The sequence below is a fragment of the Polaromonas sp. DSP2-3-2b2 genome (genome assembly GCF_049895905.1).
Taxonomy (GTDB): domain Bacteria; phylum Pseudomonadota; class Gammaproteobacteria; order Burkholderiales; family Burkholderiaceae_C; genus Polaromonas.
Map to the genome: position 1 here is coordinate 56,847 of NZ_JAFCTH010000003.1, position 20,635 is coordinate 77,481.

At 61.3% G+C, this 20,635-nt stretch carries 16 protein-coding genes; 10 read left to right on the plus strand and 6 right to left on the minus strand.

Annotated elements, in window-relative coordinates; genetic code table 11:
- Positions 1-11: 11 nt before the first annotated feature.
- The 5 genes from ACP7AD_RS04165 to ACP7AD_RS04185 form a co-directional block, all read right to left on the minus strand.
- Complete coding sequence (locus ACP7AD_RS04165) at positions 12-785, minus strand: ABC transporter ATP-binding protein (protein WP_426148133.1); 774 nt, start codon at positions 783-785, stop codon at positions 12-14.
- Positions 782-1,624, minus strand: a complete 843-nt coding sequence (locus ACP7AD_RS04170; RefSeq protein ID WP_426148134.1) for an ABC transporter ATP-binding protein — start codon at positions 1,622-1,624, stop codon at positions 782-784. Before ACP7AD_RS04170 ends, ACP7AD_RS04165 begins: the two co-directional genes overlap by 4 nt.
- Complete coding sequence (locus tag ACP7AD_RS04175) at positions 1,621-2,499, minus strand: ABC transporter permease (protein WP_426148135.1); 879 nt, start codon at positions 2,497-2,499, stop codon at positions 1,621-1,623. Before ACP7AD_RS04175 ends, ACP7AD_RS04170 begins: the two co-directional genes overlap by 4 nt.
- A gap of 86 nt (positions 2,500-2,585) precedes the next feature.
- Positions 2,586-3,671, minus strand: a complete 1,086-nt coding sequence (locus tag ACP7AD_RS04180; RefSeq protein WP_426148136.1) for an ABC transporter permease — start codon at positions 3,669-3,671, stop codon at positions 2,586-2,588.
- A 16-nt stretch (positions 3,672-3,687) separates the two neighbouring features.
- Positions 3,688-5,319 carry an ABC transporter substrate-binding protein gene (locus ACP7AD_RS04185; RefSeq protein ID WP_426148160.1) on the minus strand — a complete coding sequence of 544 codons (1,632 nt, stop codon included), beginning with the start codon at positions 5,317-5,319 and terminating at the stop codon, positions 3,688-3,690.
- A 517-nt stretch (positions 5,320-5,836) separates the two neighbouring features.
- On the opposite strand from ACP7AD_RS04185, the gene ACP7AD_RS04190 reads away from it, so the two are divergent.
- A complete protein-coding gene (locus ACP7AD_RS04190; protein WP_426148137.1) occupies positions 5,837-6,265 on the plus strand; it encodes an antitoxin Xre/MbcA/ParS toxin-binding domain-containing protein in 429 nt (142 codons plus the stop codon).
- 8 nt (positions 6,266-6,273) lie between these two features.
- Positions 6,274-6,738, plus strand: a complete 465-nt coding sequence (locus tag ACP7AD_RS04195) for an RES family NAD+ phosphorylase (RefSeq protein WP_426148138.1) — start codon at positions 6,274-6,276, stop codon at positions 6,736-6,738.
- 59 nt (positions 6,739-6,797) lie between these two features.
- Here ACP7AD_RS04195 and uvrA read toward each other — a convergent pair whose 3' ends face one another.
- On the minus strand, positions 6,798-9,929 hold the full coding sequence (gene uvrA / locus ACP7AD_RS04200) for an excinuclease ABC subunit UvrA (protein WP_426148139.1): 3,132 nt from the start codon (positions 9,927-9,929) through the stop codon (positions 6,798-6,800).
- A 236-nt stretch (positions 9,930-10,165) separates the two neighbouring features.
- Here uvrA and ACP7AD_RS04205 point away from each other — a divergent pair, with 236 nt between their 5' ends.
- From ACP7AD_RS04205 to ACP7AD_RS04240, 8 genes are all read left to right on the plus strand, one after another.
- Positions 10,166-11,389: an MFS transporter gene (locus tag ACP7AD_RS04205; protein ID WP_426148161.1), complete on the plus strand. Its 1,224-nt coding sequence runs from the start codon at positions 10,166-10,168 to the stop codon at positions 11,387-11,389.
- A gap of 56 nt (positions 11,390-11,445) precedes the next feature.
- Positions 11,446-11,958, plus strand: coding sequence for a single-stranded DNA-binding protein (gene ssb / locus ACP7AD_RS04210; RefSeq protein ID WP_426148140.1), 513 nt, complete (start codon positions 11,446-11,448; stop codon positions 11,956-11,958).
- Between the two features lie 166 nt (positions 11,959-12,124).
- Positions 12,125-13,399 carry a tyrosine-type recombinase/integrase gene (locus ACP7AD_RS04215; protein ID WP_426148141.1) on the plus strand — a complete coding sequence of 425 codons (1,275 nt, stop codon included), beginning with the start codon at positions 12,125-12,127 and terminating at the stop codon, positions 13,397-13,399.
- A gap of 29 nt (positions 13,400-13,428) precedes the next feature.
- Positions 13,429-14,982: a site-specific integrase gene (locus ACP7AD_RS04220; RefSeq protein ID WP_426166001.1), complete on the plus strand. Its 1,554-nt coding sequence runs from the start codon at positions 13,429-13,431 to the stop codon at positions 14,980-14,982.
- Positions 14,982-17,009: a hypothetical protein gene (locus ACP7AD_RS04225; protein WP_426148143.1), complete on the plus strand. Its 2,028-nt coding sequence runs from the start codon at positions 14,982-14,984 to the stop codon at positions 17,007-17,009. The genes ACP7AD_RS04220 and ACP7AD_RS04225 overlap by 1 nt, the downstream gene beginning before the upstream one ends.
- The gene (locus ACP7AD_RS04230; RefSeq protein WP_426148144.1) at positions 17,002-17,412 is read left to right on the plus strand and encodes a hypothetical protein; all 411 of its coding nucleotides are present in this window, start codon (positions 17,002-17,004) and stop codon (positions 17,410-17,412) included. The genes ACP7AD_RS04225 and ACP7AD_RS04230 overlap by 8 nt, the downstream gene beginning before the upstream one ends.
- A gap of 21 nt (positions 17,413-17,433) precedes the next feature.
- On the plus strand, positions 17,434-17,901 hold the full coding sequence (locus tag ACP7AD_RS04235; RefSeq protein ID WP_426148145.1) for a VPA1267 family protein: 468 nt from the start codon (positions 17,434-17,436) through the stop codon (positions 17,899-17,901).
- Positions 17,898-20,141, plus strand: a complete 2,244-nt coding sequence (locus tag ACP7AD_RS04240; protein ID WP_426148146.1) for an AAA family ATPase — start codon at positions 17,898-17,900, stop codon at positions 20,139-20,141. The genes ACP7AD_RS04235 and ACP7AD_RS04240 overlap by 4 nt, the downstream gene beginning before the upstream one ends.
- Positions 20,142-20,635 lie beyond the last annotated feature (494 nt).

Genomic DNA, 20,635 nt, shown 5'->3' on the forward strand with positions numbered 1-20,635 from the left:
GCGGCCGGCTTTCAGGCCGCCAGCGCCTTGCGCCGAAAGCCCGATGAAGCCTGCATCAGGCTCAGCGTGTAAGGGTCGACCACGCGGCTGGCCGCCAGGTCTGCTGACGCCAGCACTTCCACGGGCTGGCCACGCTGCATCACCATCAGCCGCTCGCACAGATGCGTGACCACCGCCAGGTCGTGGCTGACCATGATGAACGTCAAATTGCGGCGCCGGCGCAGGTCTTCGAGAAGGTTCAGCACCTCGGCCTGCACGGACGCATCAAGCGCCGACGTGGGTTCGTCAAGCAGCAAAATTTGCGGCTCCAGGATCAAGGCGCGCGCAATCGCGATGCGCTGACGCTGCCCGCCCGACAGCTGGTGCGGGTAGCGAAAACGAAAACCTTGGCCCAGCCCGACTTCATCGAGCGCACGTTCAATGCGCGTTTCGGCGTCCGAAATGCCGTGAATCGCCAGCGGCTCGGCCAGCAGCCGGTCCACGGTTTGCCGGGGGTGCAGCGAGCCGTACGGGTCCTGGAACACCATCTGCACGCGGCGCCGGAACGCCTTGCTGCCGGGCGCGGGACTGTTGCCGTCGCCGACCAGATGCACCGTGCCCGATTCTTTCGGCGCCAAGCCGCAGATGGCGCGCAGCACCGTCGATTTGCCCGATCCCGATTCGCCGACGATGCCGAAGCTTTCGCCGGGCGCGACGCGAAACGAGGCGTCGGCCACGGCGACAAAGCCGTCAAAACTGACCCGCAGGCCACTGACATCCAGGCCTAAAGCTTGATGTGCGCTCATAGTGCCCACTCCGGCCGGCGTTCCAGCGTGGCCAGCGGGTGCGTGGACGTGCCCAGTTGCGGCAGGCACGCCATCAGGCCGCGCGTGTACGGATGCTGCGCATGCGCCAAGCCGCCGGCCGTCAGTTCCTCAACCACCCGGCCGGCGTACATCACCAGGATGCGGTCGCAAAACGACGACACCAGCCGCAGGTCGTGCGACACCAGGATCAGGCCCATGCCGCGCTCGGCCACCAGCGCATCGAGGATGGACAGCACCTGCAGCTGCACCGTCACATCGAGTGCCGAAGTCGGCTCGTCGGCGATCAGGATGTCGGGTTCGGCAATCAGCATCATCGCAATCATGGCGCGCTGGCCCATGCCGCCCGAGACTTCGTGCGGGTAAAGCCTGAAGACGCGCTCGGGGTTGTCGATGCGCACCGATTCGAGCGCCGCCAGCGCGCGCTTCTTGGCTTCGCTGCCCGATACGCGGGTATGCGCCTGCAGCGTTTCGACAATCTGCGCGCCTATGGTCATCACCGGGTTCAGCGAGAACTTCGGGTCTTGCAGCACCATCGCGATGCGTCCGCCGCGCAAGGCCCGGCGTTGTCTGGGCGGGCAGTTGAGCAGGTCAACGCCGCCAAATTCGAGCCGCTTGGCGCTGATCCGGCCTTCGGGCGCAGTCAGGCCGAGGATGGCGCGGCCGGTCTGCGACTTGCCCGAACCCGATTCGCCGACGATGCCCAGCCGTTCGCGGCCCAGCGTGAAGGACACGCCGCGCACCGCCTCGACCATGCCGCCGTCGCGGCCCGGAAACGCCACGCGCAAATCCTCGACGACCAGCAGGGGAGATGCGGTCATTTGGCCGCCTTCGGGTCCAGCGCATCGCGCAAGCCGTCGCCCAGCAGGTTGAACGCCAGGCTGACGATGAAGATCGCCGCGCCGGGCGCTGCGGCCACCCACCACTGGTCCAGCACATACAGCCGCCCGTTGGCGATCATCGCGCCCCATTCGGGCATCGGCGGCTGCGCGCCCAGGCCCAGAAACCCCAGCCCCGCCGCCGTCAGGATGATGCCCGCCATGTCCAGCGTGACGCGAACAATCACCGACGACAGGCACAGCGGCATGATGTGGCGCAGCACAATGCGCCACGGAGACGCGCCCAGCAGCTGCACGGCGGCGATGTAATCGGTCTGGCGGATCGTCAGCGTCTCGGCCCGGGCCATGCGCGCATACGGCGGCCAGGAGGTGATGGCAATGGCGATCACCGCGTTCTCGATGCCAGGGCCGAGCGCGGCGACAAACGCCAGCGCCAGGATCAGGCGCGGAAAGGCTAAAAAAATGTCGGTGATGCGCATCAGCGCCGCATCGACCAGCCCGCCGGCATAACCGGCCACGGTGCCGACCAGTAGCCCAATGGGCGCGGCCAGCACGGCCACCAGCACCACCACGAACAGCGTGATGCGCGAGCCGTGGAGCAGCCGCGACAAAATATCGCGCCCCTGGTCGTCGGTGCCCATCCAGTGCGCCCATGATGGTGCCAGGAGCCGCGTGGTGCGCAGGTCGCCGATATAGGCCGAGTAGGGCGCCAGCAGGTCGGCAAACACCGCCACGAAAACCAGCCCCACTACGATGAACAGCCCGACCATGGCCAGCCTGTTTCGCGCAAAGATGCGGCAAGCGCCGTAGGCCCGGCCCCAAGCCGCCTGACGGCGCGAGGCAGGTCGCTCGGACATTAACCAATCGTGCAGCGAGTCCGGCTTGCTCCCTCTCCCCCCGGGAGAGGGCAGGGGTGAGGGCTCCCCGGGCTTGGCGGCGGAGCTCATCGCGTGCGCGTCCTCGGGTCCAGTAGTGTGTAGAGCAGGTCGGACAACAGGTTCAGACCGGTGAAGATCGAGCCCACGACGATGGTGCCGCCCAGCACCGCGTTCATGTCGGCGTTCTGCAGCGAGTTGGTGATGTACAGGCCCAGCCCCGGCCAGGCAAACACGGTTTCGGTCAGCACCGAGCCTTCAAGCAGGCCGGCGTACGACAGCGCAATCACCGTGACCAGCGGCACCATGGCATTGCGCAGCGCGTGGCGCCAGATGATGCGCGCCTCCGACAGGCCTTTGGCGCGCGCGGCGATCACATATTCCTGCGCCAGTTCGTTGAGCATGAAGGAGCGCGTCATGCGGCTGATGTAGGCCATCGAAAAATAGCCCAGCAGCGACGCTGGCAGGATCAAATGCGACAGCGCATTGCCAAAGGCATCCCATTCGCCGGCCATCGCGGTATCGACCAGCAGCAGCCCGGTGACAGGCGTCAGCGTGAATTCATACGCCACGTCGATGCGCCCCGGCCCGCCGACCCAGCCCAGCTTGGCGTAAAACACCAAGAGCGCCATCAGCCCGAGCCAGAAGATCGGCACCGAATAACCGACCAGCCCGATGATGCGAACCAGCTGGTCTACCAGCTTGCCGCGCCGCACCGCCGCCCAAACGCCCAGCGGCACGCCGAAACCCGCGCCGAACAGGATGCCCAGGCTGGCCAGCTCCATCGTCGCCGGAAAGGCGCGGCGTATGTCCTGCATCACCGGGTTGGCGGTCAGCACCGAGGTGCCGAAGTCGCCGCTCAGCACCTTGCGCAGGTAGATATAAAACTGCGTGTACAGCGGCTTGTTCAGCCCCATTTCCTCGCGCACCCGCGCCACCACATGCGGCGGCGCGTTGTCGCCGACCATCGCCAGCACCGGATCAACCGGAATCACCCGGCCGATGAAAAACGTGACGGCGAGCAGGCCGAGGTAGGTGAGCAGGATCACCACCAGGAAACGACCGAGTGCGTTCAGGCTGCGCGCATGGCGCGACGGGCGCCGCACAGCCGCCAGCGGCGCCGGACTCAATGCGAGGGGATCGGGAACTGCCAAGACCGGTGCCAGTTCGTTAGCGCTTGACTACCTTGAACATGTAGTTGGTGTCAAACGTCGGGCCGAGCTTCAGGCCATCGACGTTGCTGCGGTAAGCCGCCACCTCGGTCTGCTGATACAGCATGATGAAGGGGCTGGCCCGGCGGAACTCGGCCTGCAGTTCCTCGTACATCGCCTTGCGCTTGCCGGCATCGCGCTCCAGCACGGCGGCGTCCGACTTTTTGGTCAGTTCGGGAATCGCCCAGGCATTGCGCCAGGACAGCGGCTTGGCCTTGGCGTCGTCGGCATTGTCCGGGTTGCGCGTGAAGGTGTCGGCGTTCGAATGCGGGTCCCAGTAGTCCGAGCCCCACTGGCCGATGTACATGTCGTGCGTGCGTCCCCGGTACTTGGTCAGCACCTGCTTGCCGTCGCCGGGAATGATCTCGATGTCGATGCCGGCCTGCTTGGCGGTCTGCTGGAAGGCTTCGGTGATGCCCTGCACCGGTTGGATGGTGCGCATGTCAATCGTCACCTTGAAGCCGTTGGGCAGCCCGGCCTTGGCCAGCAGCGCCTTGGCCTTGGCCACGTCGAGCTTGTACGGCATGTCCTTGCTCGCGCCCAGCAGGCCGATGGGCAGAAAGTTCTGGTGCACCACGCCGATGTTCTTGATCAGCGTGTCGCCGATGGCCGAATAATCGACCAGCCATTTCAAGGCTTCGCGCACTTCGGGCTTGGCTAAATTCGGGTTTTTCTGGTTCAGGCTGATGTAGTACACCGTGCCCTTGGGCGCGGAGGTCAGCTTGACATCCTTGTTGCTGCCCAGCGCGGCGATGTCCTGTGGACTCAGGTTGCGGGCAATGTCGATGTCGCCTTTTTCCAGCATCAGGCGCTGGGTGGCCGCCTCCTTGACATGGCGGTAAATGATGCGCGCCAGCGCCGGCTTGGGGCCGTAGTAGTTGTCGTTGCGCTCCAGCGCGACGATCTCGTTGGCCCGCCATTCGCGCAGCTTCATCGGACCGGAGCCAGCGTAATGGGTCTTGAGCCAGCCATAACCCCAGTCGCCGTTCTGCTCCTTGGCCATCACCAGCTTCTTGTCCACGATGGCGCCGATGTTGGCCGTCAGGCAGTTGAGCACGAAGGTCGGCGCATACGCCTTGTCGGTTTCCATCGTCAGCGTGAGCGGGCCGGTGGCCTTGATCTTGTCCTTGACATTGTCCTTGGTGAATCCGAATTGCGTCAGGATGAAGGCCGGCGACTTGTCCAGCGTGACGGCGCGGTGCAGCGAGTAAATCACTTCCTCGGCAGTCAGCGGGTTGCCCGAGGCAAACTTCAGCCCGGGTTTCAGCTCGAAGCTGTAGGTCTTGCCGTCGGGCGACACCGTCCACGACTTTGCCACGTCGCCAATCAGTTTGGACGGGTCGTTGACATCGAGCCGCACCAGCCGGTCGTAGGTGTTGCCCATGACCTCGCCCGCCGACAGCTCGAAGGCCTCGGCCGGGTCCATCGTGATGATGTCGTCGAAACCGAAGGCGATGACCAGCGTGTCCTTGGGCGTTGCCGCCAGCGCGGCCGCGCCGTGGCACAGCAGGAAAGCCGCTGTGGCCGTGGCGCACAGCACGCGGCGGCAAAGTGACGGCAAGGACAGCGAAGACGAAGAAGGGAAAGTCAGTGTTGCCAAGATGAATTCCTTTGGAGGGGACTATGCGAACGGGCCGGACTGTTTGGCTTGCATGAAGCGTGCCCATGCAAGCGTTCATTCTGCCGCTTTTGCCGGGCCTGAACGCCCTGAATTTGTCCTACGCCAGCGTTGGCGTCAAGGCGCGATGCCCGGGTTTGCTGCGCATAACGGACACGGGGTGATGCGGGATTATGAACGCTGCGGTGATGCTATTAAAAATATAGCTAGTAGCGCATACCAGCCGTGCGCAAAACGCTTAAAACGTATAAATTTTCGTCCATCACTCGCTTAAATCGGCCGTCATTCCCGCGAAGGCGGGAATCCAGTAACACGGGCTGAAACGCTAAAACGAGTCTGGAATTCCCGCCTTCGCGGGTATGACGCAGGGAAGTTATTACTGACCGCACCCTATCTATCGCGTTCGGCCCGGTGTTTTCGGCACAAGACGATATGAGTTGGTATCAGATAACTAATAATACAGGTATCAATTGATACTTGAAGGACCATCATGGTACTGGTAACACCCGAGAAAATCGCCTCTGTCATGGCGCTGTTCCCCATTCCGCATTCCTTTGCCGAACTGGATGACAGGGTCGCCCACGGCTTGCCCAAGGACGCGCTGAAAGCCAGCGTGGACCGGGTGCTTCTTGCCGGCGAAGACCGCAAAAAACTGCTCTACCGCATCGTTCCCGAAGCCACCTACAAGCGCCGGCGCGGCACGCTCACGGCGGACGAGTCCGGGCGGGCCGAACGGCTGGCGCGCGTTTTCGCTACAGCCGACTATGTGTGGAATTCCGAAGACGACGCCAGAGCCTTCCTGAGCGCGCCGCATCCCATGCTGCAGGGCCGCACACCGCTCGATGTGTCCATGACCGAGCTGGGCGCGCGCCGGGTCGAGGAACTGCTCTGGAAGCTGTATTACGGCCTGGCCGCCTGACGCGCCTGATGCAGCTTTACCGCATCGCCGACAGCCGGCACCCGGTCTGGGACGGCACCGGGGCCGCGATGGTTGGTGGGCGCTGGAACAGCCCGGGTCGCCCCGTCATCTACGCGTCGCTGAGCTACGCCTGCGCCATGCTCGAAATCCTGGTGCATGCCAACATTGGCCGCATTCCGGCGACGCAAGCGTATGTGGTGGCCGAAGTGCCTGACGGCCTGGCCATAGAGCGCCATGATGCGGCCACATTGCCGGCCGGCTGGGATGGTGATGACCCTTCGGTGGCCCGGCGTTTTGGCGACCAATGGCTGCAGGAGGCCAGAAGCGCCGTGCTGGTGGTGCCGTCTGTCGTCGCCCGGCTTGAATGCAATGCGCTCATCAACCCGCTGCATGCCGATACCCGCCGCTTGCAAGTTGCGCCGGGTCAAAAAGTCATCTGGGACCAGCGTCTGTTTGCCCGCCCGGGCGTATGAATGCTCTAATTTTGATAGCTGTTGACGCCCGTCCTATGTGCGGAAAAGCCATTTTTGGCTTATAAAAGCCGCGCCAGATACCGCCCGGTAAAGCTTTCCGGGTTGGCGGCAATGTCTTCGGGCGTGCCAACGCCGACCACCGTGCCGCCGCCCGCGCCGCCTTCCGGCCCCATGTCGATCAGCCAGTCGGCGGTCTTGATCACGTCCAGGTTGTGCTCGATCACGACGATGGTGTTGCCGGCGTCGCGCAGCTGGTGCAGCACCTTGAGCAGCAGGTCGATGTCGGCGAAGTGCAGGCCGGTGGTCGGCTCGTCGAGGATGTAGAGCGTGCGGCCGGTGTCGCGCTTGCTCAGTTCCAGCGCCAGCTTGACCCGCTGTGCCTCGCCGCCCGACAGCGTGGTCGCCGCCTGGCCCAGCTTGATGTAAGACAGGCCCACGTCTAGCAGCGTGTGCAGCTTGCGCGCAATCGTCGGCACAGCCTTGAAGAACTCGGCGGCGTTTTCGACCGTGAGGTCGAGGATCTGCGCGATGTTCTTGCCCTTGTACTGGACTTCGAGGGTTTCGCGGTTGTAGCGCATGCCCTTGCACACGTCGCAGGGCACGTACACGTCGGGCAGAAAGTGCATTTCGACCTTGACCATTCCGTCGCCCTGGCAGGCTTCGCAGCGCCCGCCCGCCACGTTGAACGAAAAGCGCCCGGCGCCGTAGCCGCGCTCTCTGGCCGTGTTCATTTCAGCCATCAGCTCGCGGATCGGCGTGAACAGCCCGGTGTAGGTCGCCGGGTTGCTGCGCGGCGTGCGGCCGATGGGCGACTGGTCCACGTTGATGACCTTGTCGAAATGCTCGATGCCTTCGATGGCTTCATGCGGCGCCGGTTCTTCGTGCGCGCGGTACAGCGTGCGCGCCACGGCGGCATACAGCGTGTCGTTGACCAGTGTGGACTTGCCCGAGCCGGAGACACCGGTCACGCAGGTCAGCAGACCGACCGGAAATTCGACGCTCACGCCCTTGAGGTTGTGGCCGGTGGCATTGATCACGCGCAGCGCCTGCATGTCGCCCAGCGTTGCCTGATGCTGGGCCTCGCGCGCCGCGCGGCGTTCGGCCGCCGGGCTGGGCGCAAAGCGTGATTTGCTCCGGTCGAAGGCGTTGGCGTTCTTGACGGTCGGTAGCCACGGCGTGCGACGCGCCGGCACGGCGATCTTCAGCGTTCCCGCCAGGTACTGGCCGGTCAGTGAATTTGGATTGGCCTGGACCTGCGCGAACGTGCCCTGCGCCATCACGCGGCCGCCATGGATGCCTGCGCCCGGCCCCATGTCGATGACGTGGTCGGCGGCGCGGATCATGTCCTCGTCATGCTCGACCACCAGCACGCTGTTGCCGATGTCGCGCAAATGCTTGAGCGTGCCGATCAGCCGGTCGTTGTCGCGCTGGTGCAGGCCGATGCTGGGCTCGTCGAGTACGTACATCACGCCGGTCAGGCCCGAGCCGATCTGGCTCGCCAGCCGGATGCGCTGCGACTCGCCGCCCGACAGCGTTTCGGCGCTGCGGTCCAGGCTCAGGTAATTCAGGCCGACGTCGTTGAGGAATTTCAGCCGCAGGCCGATCTCGCGCACCACCTTGGCGGCAATTTCGGCCTTGGCGCCCTGCATCGTCAAGTTGCTGAAGTAGTTGAAGCTCTCGCGCAGGGTGATCTGGCTGACTTCGTAGATCGCCTTGCGGCTGGGCTGCTTGCCGTTTTCGCCAGTGCCGACCAGGTACACATGGCGCGCCTCAACCCGCAGCCGAGTGCCGCCGCAGTCGGGGCAGGGCTGCACGCTGCGGTACCTGGCCAAGTCATCGCGCACCACGGCGGAGTCGGTCTCGCGGTAGCGGCGCTCGAAGTTGGTGATGACGCCTTCGAACGGGTGCTTCTTGCTGACCTTCTTGCCGGCTTTCTCGCCCGAATCCATCAGGTAGCTGAACTTGATGTCTTCCTCGCCGGAGCCGTGCAGCACCACCTGGCGCACGGCCTCGGGCAGGTCCTCGAACGCCGTGTCGATGTCGAACTTGTAGTGGCTGGCCAGGCTTTCTAGCATGGAAAAGTAGTACGCATTGCGCCGGTCCCAGCCCTTGACCGCGCCGCTGGCCAGGCTCAGGGACGGAAAGGCCACGACCCGCGCCGGGTCGAAAAAGTCCCGATGGCCCAGGCCGTCGCAGCACGGGCAGGCGCCGACCGGCGAGTTGAACGAGAACAGGCGCGGCTCCATCTCGCTGAGCGAATAGCTGCACACCGGGCAGGAGAACTTGGCGCTGAACAGGTGTTCTTTGCCGGAGTCCATTTCCAGCGCGATGGCCCGGCCGTCGGCTAGATGCAGCGCGGCTTCAAAGCTTTCGGCCAGGCGCTGGCGCAGCGCGGGCGGCGGGACCGAGCCGGCTTTGGCATCGGGCGGCGTGTCCTTGTCCAGCCGCACTTTGACGCGGTCGATCACCACATCAATGTTGTGCTTCTCGGTTTTCTTGAGCTTGGGCAGCGCGTCGAATTCATAGGTCGCGCCATCGACCCGGAAGCGCACGTAGCCCTGGGCCTGCATTTCCGCGAACAGGTCGACGAACTCGCCCTTGCGCTCGCGCGCCACCGGCGCCAGGATCATCAGCCGCGTGTCTTCGGGCAGGGCCAAGGCGGTGTCGACCATCTCGGCGACGCTTTGCGCCTGCAGCGGCAAATCATGTTCAGGGCAAAACGGCGTGCCGGCTCTCGCAAACAGCAGGCGCAGGTAGTCGTGGATCTCGGTCACCGTGCCGACGGTCGAGCGCGGGTTGTGGCTGGTCGCTTTTTGCTCGATGGAAATCGCCGGCGACAGGCCCTCGATCATGTCCACGTCGGGCTTGTCCATCAGCTGCAAAAACTGCCGCGCATAGGTGGACAGGCTTTCGACATAGCGGCGCTGGCCTTCGGCATACAGCGTGTCGAAGGCGAGCGATGACTTGCCCGAGCCGCTCAGCCCGGTGATGACGACGAGCTGGTTGCGCGGAATGTCCAGGTCGATGTTCTTGAGGTTGTGGGTGCGGGCGCCGCGAATGCTGATGGCGGCAGCGCCAAAGCTTCTTTCAAGGCGCAAGGCCTTGTCGAGGTCGTCAGCTGAAGCATGCGCCTTGGCCAGCGGGGCGGTCGGCACGGGGGCAAGGGGTTGGCTGTCGTTGGAAAAGTTCACGGGAATGCAGGCGCCGAAAAACCTTCGATCATAGACCTGAGCAGCCCGGCGGGCCGGCTGGCCGCCGGGCATCAAGCACAATACAAGGCCTTGGCTGCTTGAACCCTCCAGCGGTTCTTGCGCCGAGGGCGCGCTTTCGCCGAGCTGCCTTCATGACTCGGGCCAAAGGCTGCCCTGGCTGTGCTTTTTCATTTTGAGACCCTTACACCGTGTCTTCTGCCGTTCCCTCGTTTCCCATGACCGCCACCGAGCGGCGCGCCAGCTTCTCGCTGGCGTCGATTTTTGCGCTGCGCATGCTCGGTCTGTTCCTGGTGCTGCCGGTGTTTGCGCTGGAAGCGGCGCGCTATCCGGGCGGCGACGATCCGGCCCGTGTCGGCCTGGCCATGGGCATCTACGGCCTGACCCAGGGCTTCCTGCAGATTCCATTCGGCCTGGCATCCGACTGGTGGGGCCGCAAGCCGGTGATCATCGCCGGGCTGGTGCTGTTCGCGGCGGGCAGTTTTGTTGCCGCCTGGGCGCCTGACCTGCATTGGCTGATCATTGGCCGCTCCATTCAGGGGGCGGGGGCGATTTCCGCCGCCGTCACCGCCTTTCTGGCCGACACCACCCGGGACGAGGTGCGCACCAAGGCGATGGCGCTGGTCGGCAGCAGCATTGCACTGATGTTTGCGCTGTCGCTGGTGGTCGCGCCCTGGCTGGCGGGCCACATCGGCCTGCACGGCCTGTTTGCGCTGACCGGGCTGCTGGCGCTGGCCGGCATTGCCGCCGTGCTGTGGTGGGTGCCGCCCGAGCCGCGCGTTCATGCCAGCCGGGCGCGCGGCAGCGTGCTGGAAGTGCTGAAGGTGCCTGCCCTGATGCGGCTCAACGTGGGCGTTTTCGTGCTGCATGCGGTGCAGCTTGCGATGTGGGTCGCGCTGCCGGCGCTGCTGGTGTCGGCCGGGCTGGAAAAGTCCAGCCATTGGGAGGTCTATCTGCCGGCGGTGCTGGCATCCTTCGTGGTCATGGGCGGCACGCTGTTTCCGCTGGAAAAGCGCGGCTACCTGCGCGCCGTTTTCCTGGGCGCCGTGGGCCTGATCGGGCTGGTGCAGGCCGGGCTGCTGTGGACCGTGTCGTCGCCGGCCGCGCCCGGACTGGGCTGGCTGGCCGCGCTGCTGGTGCTGTTTTTCTGCGGCTTCAATGTGCTCGAAGCCAGCCAGCCCAGCCTGGCCTCGCGCGTGGCGCCGCCGCATGCGCGCGGCGCGGCGCTGGGGGTGTACAACACGCTGCAGTCGCTCGGCTTTTTTGCCGGCGGCGCGGTGGGCGGCTGGATCACCAAGCACCACGGGCCGCAGGGGCTGTTCATGGTCTGCGGCGGCCTGATGCTGCTGTGGCTGGTGGTGGCCTGGCCGATGAAGGCGCCGGGCCGCGCGGCGCAGGGTGCCGTTGCAAAGCCTGACCCGCAAAGCCGTCCGGCCAGTTAAACTCTCGGCTTCGCTTGGGGGGACGGCCCTCAAGACCCGTTCAGGAGAAAAAAACCATGGCATCCGTCAACAAAGTCATCATCGTCGGCAATTTGGGCAAAGACCCCGAAATGCGCAGCTTTCCCAGCGGCGACCAGGTCGCCAACATCACCATCGCCACCACCGACAAGTGGAAGGACAAGCAGTCCGGCGAAATGAAGGAAGCCACCGAATGGCACCGCGTGGTGTTCAACGGCCGGCTGGCTGAAATCGTTGGCCAGTACCTGCGCAAGGGCTCGCAGGTGTACGTCGAAGGCAGCCTGCGCACCCGCAAGTGGACCGACCAGAGCGGCGTTGAAAAGTACACCACCGAAATCCGCGCCGACCAGATGCAGATGCTCGGCAGCCGCCAGGGCATGGGCGGCCCCGGCGCCGGCCATGACGACGGCGGTGGCTACGAAGCACCGCGCCAGTCCGCCGCACCCGCCAGCCGCCCCTCGGCGCCTCCTGCTCCGCGTCAGGCGCCAGCGCCCGCACCATCCAAAGCCTCCAGCGGTTTTGACGACATGGACGACGACATTCCATTTTAAAATACACCTGCGACCAGTTTTGTAAGGTTTTGACCCGAAGGCCCTGAGAAATCAGGGCCTTTTTTAATTTTTCTTACAAAAAAGTGTCAAGTTTCATTCGCTTTGAAATCGGTAAAACTGTATATTGAGAAAAAAGTAAAGTTTTATCGTTGCAAATGGAGCATCTATGAAGTTGCACAGCTACAGGATCAAAAGCTTCGTCATGAAGAGCGGGGAGCGCTATTGCCTTCTGGTCGACAAGGTGTCCGGGCTGCCGCTGTACTACCCCAATCTTTTCGTGACCACGCAAATCAGGAACAACTCGCTGTCCGTCGCCGTGATGAAGCAGTCACTCATTAGCATCAACGTACTTTTGATGTTCTGCGGCGAACGAAAAATAGACTTAGAGGCTCGATTTCTTAAGCGCGAGTTCTTTGAGCTTCACGAACTGGACGCCATTCGGGATCATTGTCAGTTGCGCTTCGCTCGAGAGCGCGTTGACACATCGGGAAATGTCATCCCGCTGTCGCCTAAGGGAAGGCCAAAGCGGCTAAAGGTCACTGGACTGGCCAGCGAATACATGCGGTTGACCCACATTGGTAAATACGTCAAGTGGCTGGCCGATATTTTGTTATCTACCGCGAAGGATCAGCAGACCACCCGTGCCATCAAAGCCATGCAGGAAGGCTTGGAGTCCCGCCGGCCTGCCAAAAAAGGCCGCAACCAGGAAGGGCGAGAAAAGGGCCTGACCAAGGAGCAGGTGGCGGTTTTGCTGGAACTCATTCGCCCGGGGGCAGAGGGCAACCCCTTTGAGAACCTCGCCATTCAGGTTCGAAACCAGTTGATGATCTGGGTGCTGCTGCATCTGGGAATCCGTGGCGGCGAGCTGTTGAACCTTCGCATCAAGGACATTGACTGGTCGAACAATCAAATTGTCATTGCCCGGCGTGCCGATGAAAAATCAGACCCCCGGGTTGACCAGCCGCTTGTCAAGACGCTTGATCGACGGCTCCCCATGAAAGATACCCTCGCCAACGCGATTCACCAATACGTTACCAATCACCGAAAAAAGGTGCCGGGGGCGAGAAAAAACGACTATTTGTTTGTCACGCACAAGTCTGGACCTACCAAGGGGCAACCGATTTCTAGCTCTGCATACAGGCAAGTGATCAATTTGATTGCCGGTGCTTCGCCAGAACTGGCTTGCCTGCATGGGCACGATTTGCGCCACACCTGGAACCACGACTTCTCGGAAGTGATGGATCAAAAGCAGAGGCAAGGTGAAACCTCACCTGAGCAGCAGAAAGAGCAGGAAGAGATGAGATCGTATCTGCAGGGCTGGAAAAAAGGCTCTAAAACGAGCGCCATTTACAACAAGCGCTTTATCGAGGCCAAGGCCATGGAGGCCGGCTTGGCGCTCCAAGAAGGCATCTCAAGAATTCCGGAGAATCTAAAAAAATGACTGATCCAATTCCCTCCAGCACAACGGGCATGAAAAATACGTTCCATCCGGTGGCCCTTCACAGTGCCAAGCAGCATCAATCGCGCGCTGGGTACTTGTTTTCTGAAGAAGACCACGTTTGGATACTGGATAAAGATAACAAGATTAATACATCAACGGCACGACAATACTTGAATAAAGAAACGTGGGATGCCTTTATTTCAACTCTTGTTCATTACGCAAGAACAATGTCTGCGGCGCACACTCGCAATATTTGCGACAGATTCACTGTTATGGTCAGTGACACTAAAGCATCAAATATTACAACAACTGTCCTGATTAATTACAGGGCCACGCTCGATCGTGATACCGAATGGTATCTCGGAACGATAAGAGGATTTCTCTACAAATGGCACGCACTCGGGTACCCGGGCATCGGCGATGACGTCATTGATCTGCTCAATGGGTGGAGACTGAAGGGTAATGTCAAGGGCGATGCTGTTCAACGGCTTGATCCCACCCAGGGGCCGCTGACTGACAACGAACTGATGGCGTTCAACGAAGGGGTAGTCAGGGGATTTGAGACCAATCTGATTTCAATCACCGGCTTGGCGATGTCGCTACTGACCAGCCATACTGGTCGGCGCCCGAGGCAAATTGCCTATACGAAGATCTGCGATCTTGACGGCACCCAGAAAAACAAGAAGGGCGAGCCGTTCTACCTCATCCGCATTCCCCGGGTCAAGCAACAGGGTGAGGTTTTCAGGGACAGTTTCAAGGCGTTTGCGATGACGCAGGAGTTATGGGTGGTGCTGAACGCCCAACGCACACAATGCATCGAGTCGGTTGAGCGAAAGTTGGGTTACGAACTGCAGGAGGCTGACCGTTTGATGCTTCCCTTGTTTCCTGACTTGAAGGCGTTTACAAAAGGTATGTCGGTGTCTGAGCTGCGGGAGTTGCTCGACACGGACCGCCTGCACCTGGCATCATTAGAAATCACGAAAACATTGCGACAGGTGGTGCTGTCCGCTAAATGCTATTCGGAGCGCACTGGCGATCTTCTGGAGATCGTGGCCACGCGGTTTCGTTATACGACGGGCACGCGGGCCGCGCGGGAGGGTCACGGCACCATGGTGATTGCCGAGCTGCTAGATCATTCGGACACGCAAAACGCGGATGTCTACATCAAAAATATCCCCGAACACGCTGCAGCACTAGACAAGGCCGTCGGGCTTCTGATGGCGCCTTTCGCGCAGGCGTTTCAAGGCGTTTTGGTAGACCGGGAAGGGGAGGCGCTGCGTGGTGACGACCTCAACAGCCGTATACGCCACAAGGGCCAAGGAACCGGTACCTGTGGGACGTACGGGTTCTGTGGCGCGAACGTGCCCATCCCTTGCTACACCTGCAGGCATTTCCAGCCATGGTTGGACGGTCCCCATGAAATCATCTATGCCGACATGCTTGCAGAGCGTGAGCGAATCATGGAAATCACAGGGGATGGAGCGATCGCCGCAGTGAACGACCGGACCATCTTCGCGGTGGCCCAGGTCATTCAGAAGTGTCAAATCCGCCGTGAAGAGCTACAACGAGAGGCAGGTGCGTGATGGCCGAGTTGATTCACTTTTCCCCTCAATCGCAGCTGACTGCAGCTGAAAATCTTGCCGAATTTATTCGGATGTGCAAAGACGATCTGACGCTGCTTGGCCGGGACTTGAAGTGGAATAGCTGGAAGTGGCCAGGGGTCCAGTTCACGAAACTTGGCACCATGTCACAGGGCGGTACGGACAACGATGCTCTGGACCCTGCGGTGATGGATTTTGCGAAGGCCTATTTTCGGTATCAGCAGAGTCATCGCCCAACGGGAACGATGAACGAAACAAAAGCACTGCGCGCCCTTGAGCGGGCATTGTTGCAGCGCAAAGAAAGTGCAGCCATCAATGGGCTTGACATGGCAACGCTGGACCAAGCTGCGCTCATCGGCAGAAATCATTACTCGCCCGAGGCCGCTTATCACTGCGGTCGGGAGCTTGAGCGGTTGGCTCATTTTCTCACCGCCAAGCGCTTGATCGCCACCGACCTGGGGACATGGAAACACCCGATCAAAAAACCGACGGATGCGACCATTCAGACGGGGCCTAAAGCCAAGGCTGTTCAGGAAAAAAAGTTACCTCTGACGGAGGCGCTGGACGCGCTGGCCGAGATATTTTCAAACAATCCCCAAAATCCCAAGGACATGTTCACCACGTCCACTTTCGCCCTGACGATGTGCGCGCCCTCCCGGATCACCGAAATACTGCACTTGCCTGTGGACTGTGAAGTGGAGGAACGCGATTCAAAAGGGATACTGCGTTATGGCTGGCGCTTTTTCTCCGGCAAAGGTTATAACGGGAACATCAAGTGGATACCCACGGTCATGGTTCAGGTCGCGAAGGAGGCCATGCGCCGCATTCGTTCAATGACGGAAGACGGCAGGAAACTTGCCCGCTGGATGGAAGACAACCCGAATCAAGTCTATCGGCATGCCCAGTGCCCTGACGTGCCGGATGATCAGCCGCTGACGGTTTTCCAGGCGTGCAAATTTCTGGGGTTGGGTAACAAAACCAGAAACGTTTGCACTTCTTCACTCCAGGCTGCCAAGCTTGTTGCAACCGATGGCACCCATACTTTGCGCAGTCTCTGGGAGCATACAAAATCGCGTCAACCTAAAGGTCTGCCATGGTTGAGCAAGGAGAAAGGAATCAAGTACAGCAATGCGTTGTTCTGCATGACCCTCAACACCTTGCACCGTAACTTCGAAAAAAATCCGATTGTTTTGTGGATGCCAACTGGAACCGTCTTCAATTCAACCATGTCGCCGAGGGAATCACTGGCGGGCGATTCTCACAAGAGCATATTTGAACGCCATGGCTACAAGTCCATGGATGGTCAACCGCTCCAATTAGCATCTCATCAAGCGCGTCATTTGCTTCACACCATCGCCAAGAGGGGAGGCCTCTCGGAAGACAAGGCCGCAAAATGGGCAGGTCGCGCCGACATGAAGCAAAACAGCGTGTACAACCACATGAGCGAGTTCGAGATGGTTGCCAAAGCCGAAGCACTGGACACGGCATTGACGCTTTTTGGACCTGCAGGCGAAGTCGCCCAGCACATCCCCATCTCGACGCAGGAGTTCAACCTGATGGAGCGTGGGGCAGTGCATATCACTGAATTCGGGGTCTGCGTTCACGACTACACGATGTCGCCTTGCGAAAAATTCCGCGACTGTTTGAACTGCCAGGAGCAGGTGTGCCTGAAGGGGGATGGCGAACGCCTCAAGCGCATCAAGGCGCGTCTGGAGGAGGTCGAGAAGGACTATGCCGCAGCCAAAGAGGCGATTGAGCAGAAGTATTCTGGTGCTGACCGGTGGTACGAAATCCAGAAAAAGACCGTCGTTCGGGTGCGACAGTTGGTCCAGATTCTCGAAAACCCTGAAGTGCCAGACGGATCGCAAATCAAGTTGCGCGACGGCAAGGACTTCAGCCACTTGCGCCGGGCCATCCGGGAGAAGGCTGACCAAGCCTTGGTGGGCAAAACGAGCGACGCTGGCCTGCTTTCTGAAATGACCCGTCAGTTGGGTGCTGACCTTGGCTAAGCACTTGACATCGGCGGATGTCGACGCCATCGTGGACATCATTCGCGGCTGGCCGACCGGCAAGCTGACCTGGAAAGGCGTTTGCGATTCGGCATTCGCCATCCTGGGGGCCAAGACGACGCGCCAGACACTCAGCACGCACCAGCCGATCAAGGAGGCCTTCAGCGCCAAAAAGAGCGGCGTGCAGGTGCATGAACCGAGGACTGCGACGCCCAGCAGTTTGGCGATTGCCGCGCAGCGCCTGGCGCGCCAGCAAAACGCGATCGATGAACTGAAAGCGACCAACTCGGCACTGATGGAGCAGTTTGCTCGATGGCAGTACAACGCCCATAAATACGGCGTCAAAGAGCATCAGCTCAACGAACCGCTTCCACGCATTGACCGTGAAAGAACGGACGCCTGAGCACAACGGAGACGCCCAAGGATGGAAAAATTAAGCGGGCGCGACATGGGCGTCAAAAACCTGGTTCAGTTCGAGTCGTGGGTCGCTGAGCGCGACAAGGCCGGAGACTGGCCCGACTACATTCGGGGCGACAAACTGAACCGGTCCGAGATTGCTGCCGAGTGCGGCTTTGCCCTCTCGGTGGTCAGGCAGAATCCGGCCGTCAAGGAGGCGCTGGCCGCTCTGGAAGAGCGACTCCTGGCCTTGGGCCTGTTCGGGCTGTCAAAAATCGCTCAAAACCCCTCCGCCGGGCATGTGGCCGAGGCTTCCCGCCTGGCGGTGGACGGACGCATTCTGGCGGCCAAGGGAAAAACCGAACAACGGGTCAAGGTGCTTGAAGAACAGAACGCCACCTTGCGAGCCGAAGCGCGGGATTTGCGGGAAAAACTGATCCGGTTCAACCACCTGGACGCCCACCTGTGCGCCACGGGGCGACTGTTGCCTCCATGAGTGATCTGTCGGTTCAGCTGCGCATCACCGCCGTTCGCAGCCGCGGCAGTTTCGGCGGCGTGATTTTCTCGGGCATCTGCGACGAGGGCCAATCCTATGTCGCGGTGTGTCCCTTCACCCTGCTTCCCGACGCCAGTCTGGTGCAAAAAGGGCAGATTTGGGGCGTGACGGGCGCGCTGTCGATTCGTGCGTCTCAGGCGGCCAATGGGTTCAACCTCAAGGAAAGGCAGATTGCCGCGGTTTCGGCGCAACTGGTTCGCCCAGCTGGCCGCAACATCATCACCTGGATCGCTGAGTCCCCCGACTGCGCGGGCATTGGGCACGTCAAGGCCCGCAAGCTGTACGACCGCTTTGGCCCCCGGCTGGGTCAGCTGATCGAGCAAAGGAATTTTGGCGCTTTGACCGAGGTGATCAGCGACGAGGCCGCGCAACTGCTCTGCCACGCCTTTGACAAGTACAAGGTGGCCCACACGCTTCTTTGGCTGGATCAGATCGGGATTCAGCGGCGCATTGGCATGAGCCTCGTGACATATTACAAAGAGAATGCGCAGGCCAAGATCGAGGCCAACCCGTACATCTTGATTTCGTTTGAGGAAAAGTGGGCCGCAGTCGATGAACTGGCCCGCAAGCGTTTCGGCATTCTGGACGATGATCGGCGCCGCCTTGAGTCGGCCATCGAGGAGTCGCTGTATCGGGGCATGACGGGCGGGCATACCTGCTTGCCGGAAAAGGAAGTTCGCTCGTCTCTGGTCAAGCTGCTCGGCACGACGGCGCTGGCCAAACTGGCCTTGTCCCAGGCAGAAACCTCAACGGTGTACCGGCGGGTTAATGGGTTCTTTCAGGCGCAGGGGCCGTATCTCATCGAAAGTTACGTCGCTGAGCGGTTGCGCGACATGCTCGCCGGCGAGCAAGGGCAGGGGCAGCAGGGACTTTTTGTTCCACCCGCAGCCGATCTGACGCGGCTGGACGTCATTCTCGATACCTATGAGCGTGCGCACGCCATCGACCTGACCCAGGCGCAGCGCGACGCCGTGTGCACCAGCGCAGGGGCGTCCCTGAGCCTGATACTGGGCGGTGCAGGCACCGGCAAGACCACGGTGCTCAAGGCGCTCTATGAGGCTCTGGAGGAATTGCAGCCCGGTGTCGTGATCCATCAGCTGGCCCTGTCGGGACGCGCAGCGCAGCGCATGACCGAAGCCACAGGCCGGCTGAGTTCGACCATTGCCGGGTTTCTCGTCAACACGGAGTCCAGCCAGCTGGGTCCGGGCACGGTGATCGTTGTGGACGAAAGCAGCATGGTCGATGTCATTCTCATGTACCGCCTGCTTCGATTCATCCCCTGTGGCGTGCGGTTGATCCTGGTGGGCGATCCCGCCCAATTGCCGCCGATTGGTCCAGGCCTGGTGCTTCACGCGCTCGCCGGGCTGTCCGAAATTCCGCAGACGGAACTCAAACAGGTCAAGCGCCAGAGCGCTTCGAGCGGCATTCCCCAGGTGGCGGCGGCCATTCGCTCGCATCAAGAACCAGAATGGTGCCCCTACCAAGGCAAGCCTCATGTGGGTGTTTCCTTTATTCCATGCCCGCCTGAGCGTCTGGAGCAGACGGTGCAGCAGGTGTATGCCGAGCTGGGCGCAGACGGGTCGGACTTCAGTGTTCAGATTCTTGCGATCACGAACAGCAACGTCGGTGGGGTCAAACCGCTCAACGCCGCCTTGCATGGGCGGTACCTGCAAGGCGCCGAACCCGTTCTCGGTCATGATCTGCAGCATGGCGTGGTGTGGGCGAACACGATTGATCGGCTCCCGCTCAAGGTCGGAAGCCTGGTGATTTACACCGAGAACAATTATGAGTTGGGGTTGCGAAACGGGTCTCTGGGCAAGATCATCAAAGCGCTGCAGGTGGAGGGATCCGATGAGCTCTGTTGCACCTGCAGCTTCGACGGTGTCGAATACGACCTCACCACCAGGCAAGTCAATGCGCTCAATCATGCGTTTGCCATCACCGTGCACAAGGCGCAGGGCAGTCAGTTCACTCGGGTCATCGTCCCCATTCGCCACTCCCGGTTGCTGGACCAGACGCTGATCTACACCGCAGTGACTCGCGGGGTTGACCAGGTTGTTCTGGTCGGCGATGAACAAGCTGCGTTGGCCGCCATCCGCGCACCGGCATCGGCAGCAAGAAGGCACATCGGGCTTCCTTCGCTACTCAAAACCTCCTTGGGTGTGCCGCTCCCTCCTTGAATTCTCCTGATAGACAGGCGCCGTGAGGCGTTCCTGAACCCCAACCCAGGCATTAGGATGACGAAGGCGGCGAAGCGGCCGTAGTCATGTGGCGAAGCCCGACCCAGGGTGAAAAGATCAAAGATCTGAGGTTGCACCGCTTATCGAACACCCAGCTTGGTTGCCTGTGCTCGCGGTCGATTGGCGCGAGGGTCTTGTCCAGGCATAGATCTAGCACCTCTGCGTGCCGTCCAGCATGGTCCAGTGACTTTCAGCGCTAACCATGTCATTCTGGTCGGCGATGAACAAGCTGCATTGGCCGCCATCTGCACACCGGCATCGGAAGCCAAACGGAACATCGGACTTCCTTCGCTACTAAAACCTCCTTGTGTGTGTATCTGCTCCCTCCTTGTAGACAGGCGCCGTGAGGCGCTTTTGAAGTTGTTTTTGCCACTTCCTGCTCCCACAATCGCGCGATACACCGACCACTTACCAAACTCGACTACAAGGGCTAG

What these genes read in the sequence shown, in the direction of transcription:
- ACP7AD_RS04190 (WP_426148137.1), top strand. Translation starts at nt 5,837, where the DNA reads ATGGTACTGGTAACACCCGAGAAAATCGCCTCTGTCATGGCGCTGTTC.
- ACP7AD_RS04205 (WP_426148161.1), top strand. Translation starts at nt 10,166, where the DNA reads ATGACCGCCACCGAGCGGCGCGCCAGCTTCTCGCTGGCGTCGATTTTT.
- ACP7AD_RS04175 (WP_426148135.1), bottom strand. Translation starts at nt 2,499, where the DNA reads ATGTCCGAGCGACCTGCCTCGCGCCGTCAGGCGGCTTGGGGCCGGGCC.
- ACP7AD_RS04225 (WP_426148143.1), top strand. Translation starts at nt 14,982, where the DNA reads ATGGCCGAGTTGATTCACTTTTCCCCTCAATCGCAGCTGACTGCAGCT.
- ACP7AD_RS04215 (WP_426148141.1), top strand. Translation starts at nt 12,125, where the DNA reads ATGAAGTTGCACAGCTACAGGATCAAAAGCTTCGTCATGAAGAGCGGG.
- ACP7AD_RS04220 (WP_426166001.1), top strand. Translation starts at nt 13,429, where the DNA reads ATGAAAAATACGTTCCATCCGGTGGCCCTTCACAGTGCCAAGCAGCAT.
- ACP7AD_RS04165 (WP_426148133.1), bottom strand. Translation starts at nt 785, where the DNA reads ATGAGCGCACATCAAGCTTTAGGCCTGGATGTCAGTGGCCTGCGGGTC.
- ACP7AD_RS04170 (WP_426148134.1), bottom strand. Translation starts at nt 1,624, where the DNA reads ATGACCGCATCTCCCCTGCTGGTCGTCGAGGATTTGCGCGTGGCGTTT.
- ACP7AD_RS04235 (WP_426148145.1), top strand. Translation starts at nt 17,434, where the DNA reads ATGGAAAAATTAAGCGGGCGCGACATGGGCGTCAAAAACCTGGTTCAG.
- ssb (WP_426148140.1), top strand. Translation starts at nt 11,446, where the DNA reads ATGGCATCCGTCAACAAAGTCATCATCGTCGGCAATTTGGGCAAAGAC.
- ACP7AD_RS04240 (WP_426148146.1), top strand. Translation starts at nt 17,898, where the DNA reads ATGAGTGATCTGTCGGTTCAGCTGCGCATCACCGCCGTTCGCAGCCGC.
- ACP7AD_RS04195 (WP_426148138.1), top strand. Translation starts at nt 6,274, where the DNA reads ATGCAGCTTTACCGCATCGCCGACAGCCGGCACCCGGTCTGGGACGGC.